The organism is Vibrio rubrogenes, from assembly GCF_059641415.1.
Window position 1 is genome coordinate 16956 of record NZ_JCARSY010000009.1, and the last position, 13590, is coordinate 30545.

The 13590-nt window shown below is 47.4% G+C and carries 7 protein-coding genes; 5 read left to right on the forward strand and 2 right to left on the reverse strand.

What is annotated here, in order from left to right; all coding sequences use genetic code 11:
- Positions 1–110: 110 nt before the first annotated feature.
- Together AC55NX_RS08560 and AC55NX_RS08565 are read right to left on the reverse strand one after the other, a co-directional pair.
- Positions 111–1004 (reverse strand): alpha/beta hydrolase family protein, encoded by an 894-nt coding sequence (locus AC55NX_RS08560; protein WP_139344129.1) that lies wholly within the window; start codon positions 1002–1004, stop codon positions 111–113.
- Positions 1005–1442: 438 nt separating this feature from the next.
- Positions 1443–3344, reverse strand: a complete 1902-nt coding sequence (locus AC55NX_RS08565) for an FG-GAP repeat protein (protein ID WP_496995344.1) — start codon at positions 3342–3344, stop codon at positions 1443–1445.
- Positions 3345–3562: 218 nt separating this feature from the next.
- Between AC55NX_RS08565 and AC55NX_RS08570 the strand changes: the two genes are divergently transcribed.
- From AC55NX_RS08570 to AC55NX_RS08590, 5 genes are all read left to right on the forward strand, one after another.
- Positions 3563–4507, forward strand: a complete 945-nt coding sequence (locus tag AC55NX_RS08570) for an alpha/beta hydrolase (protein WP_496995345.1) — start codon at positions 3563–3565, stop codon at positions 4505–4507.
- A gap of 312 nt (positions 4508–4819) precedes the next feature.
- A complete protein-coding gene (nirB, locus tag AC55NX_RS08575) occupies positions 4820–7384 on the forward strand; it encodes a nitrite reductase large subunit NirB (RefSeq protein ID WP_496995346.1) in 2565 nt (854 codons plus the stop codon).
- Positions 7384–7713: a nitrite reductase small subunit NirD gene (gene nirD, locus AC55NX_RS08580; protein WP_496995347.1), complete on the forward strand. Its 330-nt coding sequence runs from the start codon at positions 7384–7386 to the stop codon at positions 7711–7713. The genes nirB and nirD overlap by 1 nt, the downstream gene beginning before the upstream one ends.
- Positions 7714–8267: 554 nt before the next feature.
- A complete protein-coding gene (locus AC55NX_RS08585) occupies positions 8268–9689 on the forward strand; it encodes a NarK family nitrate/nitrite MFS transporter (protein ID WP_496995348.1) in 1422 nt (473 codons plus the stop codon).
- Positions 9690–9819: 130 nt separating this feature from the next.
- The gene (locus tag AC55NX_RS08590) at positions 9820–13584 is read left to right on the forward strand and encodes a nitrate reductase subunit alpha (RefSeq protein WP_496995349.1); all 3765 of its coding nucleotides are present in this window, start codon (positions 9820–9822) and stop codon (positions 13582–13584) included.
- Positions 13585–13590: the final 6 nt, after the last annotated feature.

Here is a 13590-nt window from a genome sequence, read left to right on the forward strand (position 1 = left end):
GTTCAAAAACGGCAGGGCGTAAAATTCTGCTTATTCAGCGCATAAAAAAGTCAGAACATACGTGTTCTGACTTTAAATAATCATCTATTTACAATGAGTTATATACACTACTAGTTGTAATCGCAGTTATCTCGATATTCACTCACTCTGTAACTGCGGTCAAAATTTTGTCCGCATAAAAATTGATTATAGCGTTTATCTTTATCAATAAAGCGCTTCATCCATGCAACACCATTGCGCCCTAAAATATCTTCGTTAGGGTAGCCGGTATTCGCACAAAAATGACTGCCTAAGGCAATTTCAAAAAATGCTTTTGGCGTGGTTTCCGGGATTTGATTATAAAATCGGGAAGCATGTATACCCACTGGTGCTACAGCATCGGCTTGACATGCAATGATCATGGTCGGTGAAGTAATACTGGAAAAACGGCTTAATCCGACATACCAAGGTGCTTGAGGGATCACTGCATCAATCTTTCTGTCTGTTGCCAGTTTGAGGGCTCCACCACCACCCATAGACCATCCAATGACACCCACTCGGTTTGGATCCACTAATCCATATATCGGAGAGCTTCGGTCATTATTCTTATCAATCACATAGTCGATTGCCGCACTGAGCTGATTTGCCCGGTTATCAGGTTGATCATAAATTGTATTCGTATCTATGGTAATTACGGTAAAGCCCCAGGATGCCAGACGCGATCCCCACCATTGAATACTACTTTCAAATGAAACATAGCCCGGAACTACCGCAATAATTCCTTGCTGTCCTCCCGATTCCGTTGAGTAATGAATCGTTCCTCCACCAAATCCTCTGGCGAGTCTGGAAACATTGATAGTGTTGACCGAATAAGGTCCCCGGCTGGCTTCTAACTGATCCATTCGAGGAACCGGGCCACGTTCAAACCCATTGGCACAGTCCGAACATGGCAACGCAAAAATTGGCGAGGAAAAAAATACGACTATGATTCCCAATGCTAGCTTACCTTTTGTTAAAACATTCATAATCACTCCATTATGTGTTTTGAGCATTAACATCACATTGGCACCACTAATAATGCATCTTGGTGCATATATGGTCTACTACAAAAACTAGAGAGGTTGTTCGTTTTTTCAACAATTCAATGTTGATATATTCAGCTTATCTATGCTTTTTTGGTATCTGTTAAGAAATAAAAACAAATTATTAATATCATTATGAATAAAGAATGAATCAGATAATCAGTGTGACACTTATGAGAAGGTATAGAAAAATTAGATTAAGGAGAGCAGGTCAGATGCAGTCATACCAACTTGGTCTCTCCTCAGAAAATACTGAGGATGGATGCAATACGTTCAGAGATGGTTTACACGAAGGTGACGTTGTGCAAGCAAACCATCAGTCATGAAAATGAAAAGTCAGCAGGCGTTATCTGCTGACTTTCAATATTAAAAATGATGAAATTAATAGAGGAAAACTGCGCCAGTGCCTGATCCCTCGGGTGCGGTCATTTCTGAGCCATCCGTGATGACCCCGGTTAGGTCACTGTTTTCCAATGCCGTGCCGACAGCCAAAATTCTACCATCTTCATTCAGAGCAACACTGCTGCCAAAAAATGAACTGCGGTTGGATGCCTTGACAAAGGCTGTCTTTTCCCAATGACCGGAACGGTTGCTAAACAGATAAACTGCACCAGAGTGATACGCGTCGCCTGTCACACCAGAACCCAGAGTTTCTGAGCCGTCAGTGATCACGCCGGTTAAACCGGTGTTGTCCTGTGGGGCGCTAACCGCAAGGGTGCTACCATCATTGCTAAGTGCAATGCTGTTATTGGAAAAGTAACTATCCACGATAAAAGAGGGCTTGATATAGGCGATCTGTCTCCACTGATCTGAATTGTGACGAAACAGATAGACAGCACCCTTGTAGCCTTCGGTGGCGGTGTCCGTGATTTCTGAACCATCGGTAATCACCCCGGATGCTGAACCGATTTCACCTGGCGCTGCGACGGCCAGAGTTTTCCCATCGCCACTGAGGGCAATATTCAAACCAAATTTATCCTCAGCACTGGTATTCGACGCTTTCACATAAGCAGTCTGTTTCCATTGACCGGAACGGTTGCTGAACAGATAAACTGCACCTGACTGATTTGCTGTGCCGGTATCCGTGATTTCCGAGCCGTCGGTAATCACCCCTGTTGCACCATTATCTTCTCCCGGAGCCCCGACAGCCAGTACACTGCCATCATGGTTGAGTTTGACAGGATCACCAAAACCATCGCTTTCTCCGGGATTAGAGGCTTTGATATAGGCGATCTGCGTCCAGTTATTGGCGATGTTGCTAAACAGATAGACTGCACCTGACTCAGTTGTTGTGCCGGAGTCGGTGACTTCCGAGCCATTGGTAATCACCCCCGTTGCACTATTGCTTTCTGCCGAGGCCCCGACAGCGAGCATGTTTCCGTCTCCACTGAGCGAGACACTACTGCCAAAGTCATCACCGGCGCCGGTATTGGACGCTTTGACATAAGCCACTTGTTGCCAACTGCCGGAACTGTTGCTAAACAAATAAACAGCCCCTGAATTCGCTGCTGTACCGGAGTCGGTGATTTCTGAGCCGTCGGTAATCACCCCGGTTGCCGCGTTATCTTCATACAAAGCACCAACGGCGAGCATACTGCCGTCACTGCTGAGTGAAATACTATAGTAGCTAAACCAGTCGCCTTCATCGGTGTTGGATGGTTTGACATAGGCAGTTTGTTGCCAGCTACCGGAACTGTTGCTAAACAAATAAACAGCCCCTGAACTTATTTGTTGAAGGGTATCGGTAGTTTCTGAGCCATCGGTGATCACCCCGGTCGCCCCGTTACTTTCACGATAAGCGCCAACAGCTAATGTGTTGCCGTCGGCACTGAGTGCGATAGCTTGACCAAAATTGTCGTTTTTACCGGGGTTGGAGGCTTTAAAAAATGTAATCATTCTGGTGATTGTATCGTGGGGGATATCCATCTCATTTGATGCCTGAGTTTTCTGTCCCGAGGTTGCCAAAATGAAATAGTCATGCGGCAGGATGTCAAATAAACTATTAAAAGATATGGTTGCAGAAAGTCTGTCAGTCACGGAAGTGAGGGCGTTACAATTATTCTCCTGAAAAATATCTTTTTTACATATTTTATATGTCACACCTGAATTATCGAATGCTGGTGTCCAGGTAAATATAATGGACTTCACCTCAGTTGCAGAATTGTTTATATCCGTAAGATTGAATGCATTTAATGAGGAAAGATTAGAAGAACCGGAATTACATCCGGCAAGCGTGATTGATGTAAATAAAAATAGTGTTGCTTTAAATAGGGGATTCATCATGATAATAATACAGTCGAAGTTTAATAGAATGGGTATATGTTTGATGGCATCGTATGTATTACTGAGAATTAAAACAATGTCATGAGTTTCCTTTTTTGAGACGGTTTGTGACGCTTCAACAAAGAATATCCAATAGCCAATTCAGATTTTTACTGTTCGTATATACATGAATGGCGCATAATGATGGAAAATAATTGGATAGTTCACAGGTGGTTTCAGTGTTGAATCAATTAGAGCCGGGCATTAAAGCGTTGGTCGAAGACTTTATCGTTGCAGGAAAACCATGCCCTTCGACGTTTGATCTTGATAGCCGAAGAGCGGGGTATCTCGCGAGTACATATTTATCGGGGCCCAGCCCGGAGATGTATGAAGAGTTCATTGATGAATTAAACGGGGTTCCCTTAAAAGTATACAAACCCAACGGTGCAACAGGATTACCCATTACGATTTATTTTCATGGTGGCTGTTTCATCAGCGGGGGATTTCAAACGCATGAGCAGCAACTAAGACAGATAGCAAGTTTATCGAACAGTCTTGTTATCTGTATTCAGTATCGTTTAGCGCCGGAGCATTGTTATCCGGCTGCGCACGATGATGTCTACGATGCCGTACTGGCGATAAAGGCGTTCGGCAATCAGTATGGTGGAGACACAAGCAAGATAGTCTTCGTCGGCGATAGTGCCGGTGGCCAATTAGCACTGACGACATCTTTGCGTTTAAAACAAACCCAGAACTGGCTTCCTGACAAGCAAATTTTGATCTATCCGATGCTGGATCCCTTCGGGACATCGATGAGCTATGTTGAAAACGGCACCGACTACATCATTACCGCAAATATGCTGCTTTCGGGATTTTCAATGTACACGGGTGATATGGACAAAGCGGCGATTGCTCAAAACCCGGAGCTTCACCCACTTGCGTGTGCCGATTTTAAAGGGCTGCCACCAACCCATATCATCACCGCAGAATTTGACCCATTAAGAGATGAAGGAGAGCAATGTTATAAACAGTTGCTCAATGCCGGCGTCGAGGCATATTGTGAACGTTATTTTGGTGTGATCCACGGATTTCATCAATTATCCGGCGTCAGTGTCAGTGCCGCCCGCTGTCTCCGTCATATTGCCGAAGAGATTAAGCAAACGACAATGTCGTTTCATCGTTGAGATACGATAGAATCGATTGGTTTTCATACCGTTGGGCAATGTCAGGTAAACCCGATGATTCACTTTATTCAATGCACCGATAGGTTGGGGGACACGATATTGTTCACCAACCCAACGATATTTATTTCTCCTCACTAACTATGAGCTTGCTCATGACTAACGTCGTCAGTCTTTTTCCCTGATTAAACCCAACTGTCTGACAGCCTACTACCTTCGGAGTAGCTAAATACCAATCTTGTTTTATATCAAAAAATAACTGGATCTATTTCATTAGACTGGCGGCAAGTTATGGATTACAGGCAGAGCATATTTATGCAGCGAAAGAAAAAATTGGTGGTCGTTGGTAATGGGATGGTAGGACATCGATTTATTGAAGACCTGATGCGCAGAGATGGTGCGAATCACATCGAGATGACGGTTCTGAGTGAAGAACCCCGCCTTGCTTATGACCGTGTTCATCTGTCTTCTTACTTTGAAAATGACAATGCAGATGCATTAACGTTAGTTTCTCCGGGTTTTTATCGTGAACATCAAATTCAGGTATTGCTCGGAGAGCAGGCCGTCAGGATTGATTGTGAAAAGCAATTTGTCGTGGCTGCAAGTGGGGAACAGATTGCTTTTGACAAGTTAATTCTTGCGACCGGATCATATCCTTGGGTTCCCCCCATTCCGGGTGCCGATAACCCCGATTGTTTTGTGTATCGGACAATCGACGATCTCGATGCGATCAAAGCGTGTGCAGACCACAGTAAGAAAGGTGCTGTGATTGGCGGAGGATTGCTTGGCCTCGAAGCTGCGGGAGCCTTAAGAGCGTTGGGTGTTGAAACCCACGTCGTTGAGTTTGCACCGATATTAATGGCGGAACAGCTGGATAAACAAGGCGGCGAACTCCTTCGCCAGAAAATAGAAAGTATCGGCGTTCAGGTGCATACCGGTAAGAATACCCTCGAAATTGTCGATTCAGGCACGTCAGCCCGTCACACACTCAATTTTGCAGATGGCACGGCACTGGAGGTTGATTTTATGGTCTTCTCAACCGGTATCCGGCCGCAAGACAGTGTGGCAAAAGCAGCCGGGCTGGCAATCGCGCCACGCGGTGGTGTGGTGATTAATGATCATTGCCAGACCTCAAACCCCAATATTTATGCCATTGGTGAATGTGCCTCATGGCAAGGGCACTTCTTCGGGCTCGTTGCGCCGGGCTATAAAATGGCGACCATCGCGGTTGACCACTTACTGGGAGAGCATAGCCGGTTTGAAGGTGCCGATATGAGTGCCAAATTGAAGTTGTTGGGGGTCGATGTCGGTAGTATCGGGGATGCAAACGGTCAGACACCGGGCAGCAAAAGTTATGTGTATCTCAATGAAGCTGAGGGAATTTATAAGCGCGTCATTGTGTCACAGGATGAGAAACACTTACTTGGGGCTGTACTCGTCGGTGATACCGCGGATTATGGTCATCTGTTACAACTCAAACTGAATCGTATCGAACTGCCTGAACATCCGGATAGCCTGATTCTTCCTGCTTACGCGGGAGCCGAAAAGCCCGCCCTCGGTGCGGATGCGTTACCTGATTCGGCGGTGCTGTGTTCATGTTTTGATGTGACCAAAGGGCAGATCATCACCGCAATTAGTGAGGGTAAACATACACTGGCTGAAGTGAAGGCTGCGACCAATGCCGGCAACGGCTGTGGCGGCTGTCTCCCCCTGATCAGCTCTGTGCTCAATACTGAACTGGCAAAAGCGGGCATCGCGGTCAGTCATCATCTGTGTGAACATTTTGCCTACTCGCGGCAGGAGCTGTTCCACATCATCAGAACACACGGCATCAAAAGCTTTGAGCAATTAATCGAGACATACGGCCATGGTTATGGCTGTGAAATTTGTAAGCCGACAGTCGGTTCGATTCTCGCGTCTTGCTGGGGAGAGCATATTTTAAATCCTCAGTTAGTCGGATTACATGATACCAACGACAACTTCCTCGGCAATATGCAAAAAGACGGCACATATTCCGTCATCCCGAGAATGGCGGGCGGAGAAGTCACTCCTGAGGGGTTACAAGCGTTAGCAACGGTGGCACAACAGTATGGACTCTACACCAAAATCACCGGTGCACAACGCATCGCATTATTTGGTGCACAGAAAGATGACCTGCCGGCAATATGGCGACAATTGATCGCCGCAGGGTTTGAAACCGGTCAGGCTTATGCCAAAGCGTTGCGGATGGTGAAAAGCTGCGTCGGGAGCACTTGGTGTCGTTTCGGGGTGAAAGATAGCCTTGGACTCGGAGTACGGATTGAGAATCGCTATAAAGGGATTCGGACACCCCATAAGATGAAAATGGGGGTCTCCGGGTGTACCCGGGAGTGTGCGGAAGCGCAGGGAAAAGATCTCGGGATTATTGCCACCGATTCCGGCTGGAATATGTACGTGTGCGGTAACGGAGGGATGAAGCCGAGACACGCTGATTTGTTCGCGGCCGGTTTAGATGAGCCAACCTTACTCAAATATATTGACCGCTTTGTGATGTTTTATATTCGGACTGCGGACAAACAACAACGCACATCCGTCTGGCTGGAGAATCTTGAAGGCGGTATCGAATATCTGCAAGCGGTGATTATTGATGATAAGTTGGGGATCAACCAACAACTCGAAACTGATATGGCCCGACTGATTGAAAATTATCGTTGTGAATGGCAACAAACACTGGATGAGCCTGATTTATTATCACGATTCTCCCATTTTATTAATAGCGACTTACGTGATGACAATATTCAGTTTGTATCCCAACGTCAGCAACATCGCCCTGCGACTTATCTGGAGAAGCATCCGCACATTAAAGGTGAAATTTTACATATTGAACGGGAGGTTGAGTAATGAGCCAGTGGCAGAAAATATGTGATATCAATGCAATTACTCCGGGAACCGGTGTCTGTGCCTTAGTCAATCAGATACAAGTGGCACTCTTCCGTCCTTATGCGGATGCGCAAGTATTTGCTATCGATAATTATGATCCGATTGCACAAGCCAATGTGTTATCCCGGGGGATCATCTGTGAACATCTGGCCGAGCTTTGGGTTGCAAGTCCGGTTAAAAAGCAGCGGTTTAATCTCAGCGATGGGCGCTGTCTGGAAGATGAGCAATTCAATATTCGCGCTTATGATGTCCGGGTTGTTGACCATACCATTGAGGTATTAACAACCTGATATTCGTCAGCATCGGAGACAGCATTCCGGTGCTGTTTCCGATGCCTGCCCGTTCCTTGAAGTAAAGGCTGGCAATAAAAGCGTGAAGTAAAAGTTCAGCCCCAAAATACAACCACAAACGCTGCTGCATTTCCCCTCATTCCTATCCTTCTCCTCAAGCCGGATGTGGATAGATGCCACGAACGCTGAGCCGAATGATCTGCTTATCAGATACATCTCTTGCGTATCCGCCCAATCCAATGACTTAGACCGATGCCGGGTTGATCAACATCACGGATAACTGCATTTTTGTGCGGATTTTCCGGGTTGATGATGCGAGACGATGGGGTGTACTCCTAAATAGTCCCGATACAAGATTTTTATACCATAGTAATAGTGTGGTTTTTTAACTAATTGATAATTATAGATTATATTTTATTTTTGTCGTACTCCTTTGGGAGTATAACCCTAATTCGTATTGATAGAGTTCCTATTTGATATTGATATCGGTCAACAAGCACGTCTGCGCAATCGGTAAAAGTGAACGCCTATTCATCAATATGAAGGACGTAAACATGTCTCATGCCAACTCTAACGCTTGTGATGTGAAATCGAAAATGCTCACGCAATGGCATCCGGAAGATCCTCAGTTTTGGGCCGAAAGTGGTAAAACCATTGCGAATCGCAACTTATGGATATCCATTCCGTGCTTATTACTCTCATTTTGCGTTTGGATGCTATTTTCTGCCGTCGCGGTCAACCTCAATCAAGTCGGATTCCACTTTTCAACGGATCAGCTGTTTTTATTAACGGCTTTACCCGCCGTGTCAGGGGCGATTGGCCGGATTCCGTATGCATTTATTGTCCCGGTTGTCGGAGGACGGAAGTGGACGGTGTTCAGTACGTTGATTTTGACCATTCCATGCTTATGGCTGGCTTATGCTGTTGAGCATCCGGATACACCATTCGAACAATTCGTCATGATTGCGCTGTTGTGCGGGATTGCCGGTGCTAATTTTGCGTCCAGTATGGCGAATATCAGCTTTTTTTATCCCAAAGAACAACAGGGCAAAGCGCTTGGATTAAATGGCGGACTGGGCAACCTCGGTGTGAGTGTCATGCAGCTCGTGGTGCCGCTGGTGGTGTCAGCCGGGGTGTTCGGCGGTCTTTCTTCGGGTGTGATTCAGCCTTCGGGGAAAGTGCTTTATCTCGCCAATGCGGCGTTAGTTTGGGTACCTTTGCTGTGTATTTTGTCTGTGGCTGCCTGGTTCGGCATGAATGACCTCAAGGCCGCACAGACATCGATCAAAGCACAGCTACCGGTGTTAAAAGAACCGCACTTGTGGGGATTAAGTATTCTTTACTTAGCCACATTCGGCTCTTTTATCGGCTTTTCTGCCGGTTTTTCTATGCTGTCTAAAACACAGTTTCCGGCACATGACATCTTATCTTATATGTTTTTCGGGCCTTTGGTCGGCGCACTTGCCCGTCCGTTAGGCGGTGCCCTTTCTGACCGGCTCGGCGGGATTCGGGTGACGCTGGTCAACTTTGTTGTCATGGCGATACTGACCGGTGCCGTGTTTGTCACCCTGCCATCGGCATCAAGCCAAGGCTCCTTTTATCTGTTCTTTGCCACCTTTATGGGACTCTTTGCTGCTTCCGGGTTAGGCAGTGGTTCTACGTTTCAGATGATTGCCGTGATTTTCCGCAAAATTTCGCTGGATAAAGCCGCCAAGCAAGGTATGACCCCAGAAATTTCGCTACGAAAAGCTTCTACCGATACGGCTGCCGCTTTGGGATTTATCTCAGCAATCGGGGCTATCGGCGGATTTTTCATTCCCAGAGGGTTTGGTCTGTCGCTGTCATTAACCGGTTCGCCGCTCACGGCGATGAAAGTATTTTTGGTTTTTTATGTGTGTTGCGTATTTATTACTTGGTTTGTTTACGGCCGCAATCTCGATCGGTTAGCCACGAAAAAAGCCGCAGCGAAAGTCTGACGATGCCCGATAGCAATAAGCTGATACCCAATAAGTTAATACCAATAAGAAATGACGAATCAGTCATAACCAATAACCAATAAGCAATGTGAGATAGCGTCAAGCTATCAAAAGCAAAGGAGAAAGCTCAATGAGTAAATTTCTGGACCGTTTCCGTTATTTTAAACAGCGAGGCGAAACCTTTTCGGATGGGCATGGGCAGTCATATAACGTGAACCGAGACTGGGAAAATGCTTATCGTAATCGGTGGCAGCACGATAAAGTTGTCCGTTCAACGCATGGTGTCAACTGCACCGGTTCATGTAGCTGGCAGATTTTTGTCAAAAACGGGCTCGTGACATGGGAAATGCAGCAAACGGATTATCCCCGTACTCGTCCGGACATGCCGAATCATGAGCCGCGCGGGTGTCCGCGTGGTGCCAGTTATTCATGGTATCTCTACAGTGCGAACCGGGTGAAATACCCGATGATTCGCCAAGAATTATTAGAGCTCTGGCGTCAGGCAAAAACGCAACAGACTGATCCGGTCGCGGCATGGGCATCGATTGTTGAAGATAAACAGAAAACCGAACGGTATAAGAAAGCCCGGGGACGCGGCGGCATGATCCGCTCAACGTGGCAAGAGCTCAACGAATTGATCGCGGCAGCAAACGTGTATACCACCAAAACGCACGGCCCTGATCGGATTGTCGGGTTTTCTCCGATTCCGGCGATGTCGATGGTGTCCTATTCTTCAGGAGCCCGCTATTTATCATTGATTGGCGGCACCGCCTTAAGTTTCTATGACTGGTATTGTGACTTACCGCCGGCCTCTCCGATGACTTGGGGTGAGCAGACCGATGTCCCGGAATCGGCGGACTGGTACAACTCAGGTTATATCATGGCATGGGGGTCGAATGTTCCTCAGACACGCACTCCGGATGCCCATTTCTTCACCGAGGTGCGTTACAAAGGCACCAAAACCGTTGCCGTAAGCCCGGATTATTCAGAAGTCGCCAAGCTGAGTGATGAATGGCTTCATCCGAAACAGGGCACCGACAGTGCACTGGCACTGGCCATGGGGCATGTGATTTTAACTGAGTTCCATCAGCAGCGAAAAGTTGAATATTTTCAGGAATATCTGCGTCGTTATTCCGATATGCCAATGCTGGTCATGCTGGAAGAAACCCAATCCGGCACATATACCGCCGGGCGCTTTTTACGCGCCGCTGATCTGGTTGATGATTTAGGCGAACATAACAATCCTGAATGGAAAACCATCGCGATTGACAGCAAAACCAATCAGATGGTCGTTCCGCAGGGATCGATTGGATTCCGCTGGGGTGAGAAGGGCCGCTGGAATTTAGAATCTGTAGCTGGCGAACACCGGCAAGAAACAACCTTGGCGCTGGGAATAGCCGATACGGATGAATACGCATGTGTTCAGTTTCCTTATTTTGGCGGGATTGAGTCAGACCATTTTGATTCTGTGCCGTTGTCCGACATTATTGAGCACACCTTGCCGGTCAAATCGGTCACTTTAGCCAACGGTAACATTGCTAAAGTGACGACGGTCTATGACTTAATGCTGGCCAACTATGGGGTTGATCGTCGTGGAGGTGATCGTGGGTTGAGTGATGGGTCTGCCGCGGCATCTTATGATGAAGTGAAAGCATACTCTCCGGCATGGGCTGAAGCGATCACCGGGGTGGATCGTCATCGGATTATCCAAATTGCCCGAGAGTTTGCACACAACGCAGAAAAAACGCGAGGCCGTTCAATGATCATTGTCGGTGCCGGGGTAAACCACTGGTATCACATGGATATGTCTTATCGGGCAATGATTAATATGCTGGTATTTTGTGGCTGTGTCGGACAAAGCGGTGGCGGTTGGTCTCACTATGTCGGACAAGAAAAGTTGCGTCCGCAGACAGGGTGGTTACCGCTGAGCTTTGCACTAGACTGGCAACGCCCGCCACGGCAAATGAATACCACATCTTATTTTTATAACCATTCCAGCCAATGGCGCTATGAGACCGTGCAAACCCATGATCTATTGTCACCGCTGGCAAAAAAAGAACGTTATAGCGCCCATCTGATTGATTTAAATATTAAAGCAGAACGGATGGGATGGTTGCCATCGGCACCGCAATTAAATGTCAACCCGTTGACCATTGCCAACATGGCCAAGCAGCACAATATGGATCCGGTGGATTATACGGTTTCTGCGTTAAAAGAGGGCTCGATTCGTTTTGCCTGTGAGCAACCGGAACAACATTATCCGCGCAACATGTTTATCTGGCGGAGCAATTTGCTGGGCTCATCCGGCAAAGGGCATGAGTACATGCTGAAGTACCTGCTGGGAACCGAGCATGGCATTCAAGGGAAAGATTTAGGCAGTTACGCCAAGACCAAACCCCAAGAGCTGGATTGGGAAGACCAACCCACTGAAGGCAAGCTTGATTTGGTGGTGACCTTAGACTTTCGCATGTCGAGCACCTGTTTGTATTCCGATATCGTGTTACCGACGGCAACATGGTATGAAAAAAACGACATGAATACATCAGACATGCACCCGTTTATTCATCCGTTTTCGAAGGCCGTTGATCCCGCTTGGGAGGCCAAATCAGACTGGGATATTTTCCGGGATATCGCGCAAAGCTTCTCGCAAGTTTGTCCCGGTCACTTAGGCGTTGAAACGGATATCGTAACCCTAGCCAATCAACACGACAGTGACAGTGAAATTGCGCAGGCATTCGGTGGTAAAGACTGGCGTCATGGCGAGTGTGAGCTGATCCCGGGCAAAACGGCACCCAAAATTATTCCGGTTGAGCGTGATTATCCGAACACCGGTGCCCGTTTCTCTTCAATTGGTCCGAAGCTTGAGGAATTAGGCAACGGCGGCAAAGGGATCTCCTGGAATACCGAGTCGGAACTCACGCTACTCAAGAAATTAAATCAGGTGCATCAATCCGGCGCGACCCAAGGCCGGCCAAAACTGGCGTCTGCAATTGATGCGGCAGAAATGATTCTGACGCTCGCACCGGAAACCAATGGTGAAGTCGCAGTCAAAGCATGGCAGGCGTTAAGCCAAGTTACCGGGCGGGATCATAGCCATTTAGCCCAGAGCAAAGCCGATGAAAAAATACGCTTTCGCGATATTCAGGCACAACCGCGCAAGATCATTTCCAGCCCGACATGGTCAGGTATCGAAGATGAACATGTGTCATACAATGCCTGTTATACCAATGTTCATGAGCTGATTCCGTGGCGCACGCTGACCGGGCGTCAGCAGCTTTATCAAGACCATGCCTGGATGAGAGATTTCGGCGAGAGTCTGGTCGTTTACCGGCCACCGATTGATACCCGGGCGGTTCAGCAAATCGAGCAACGCCATCATAACGGTCAGCCCGAACTGGCGCTGAATTTTATTACCCCGCACCAAAAATGGGGGATTCACTCAACCTACAGTGACAACTTACTCATGCTGACGTTATCACGGGGCGGGCCGATTGTCTGGCTCAGTGAAGTCGATGCGCAAACCCTGAACATCAAAGATAACGACTGGATTGAAGCCTACAACGCCAATGGCGCATTAACGGCACGTGCCGTAGTCAGTCAACGTGTTCCTCAAGGCATGGTGATGATGTATCACGCACAAGAACGGTTAATCAATCTGCCCGGCTCAGAGGTGACAGGACAGCGTGGTGGTATTCACAATTCAGTGACACGTATTTGCCCTAAACCGACCCATATGATCGGCGGATACGCCCAGCAGGCGTATGGCTTCAATTATTACGGAACCGTCGGTTCTAACCGGGATGAATTCGTCGTGATTCGGCGGATGAATCGGGTCGATTGGCTCGATGATGAACAGACATCAGATCACGCCACAACTCAGCCAATCAGTCAGTAGGAGAAA

Coding starts and splice junctions, on each gene's coding strand:
- AC55NX_RS08560 (WP_139344129.1), bottom strand. CDS start 1,004: ATGAATGTTTTAACAAAAGGTAAGCTAGCATTGGGAATCATAGTCGTA.
- AC55NX_RS08565 (WP_496995344.1), bottom strand. CDS start 3,344: ATGATGAATCCCCTATTTAAAGCAACACTATTTTTATTTACATCAATC.
- nirB (WP_496995346.1), top strand. CDS start 4,820: ATGCAGCGAAAGAAAAAATTGGTGGTCGTTGGTAATGGGATGGTAGGA.
- nirD (WP_496995347.1), top strand. CDS start 7,384: ATGAGCCAGTGGCAGAAAATATGTGATATCAATGCAATTACTCCGGGA.
- AC55NX_RS08585 (WP_496995348.1), top strand. CDS start 8,268: ATGTCTCATGCCAACTCTAACGCTTGTGATGTGAAATCGAAAATGCTC.
- AC55NX_RS08590 (WP_496995349.1), top strand. CDS start 9,820: ATGAGTAAATTTCTGGACCGTTTCCGTTATTTTAAACAGCGAGGCGAA.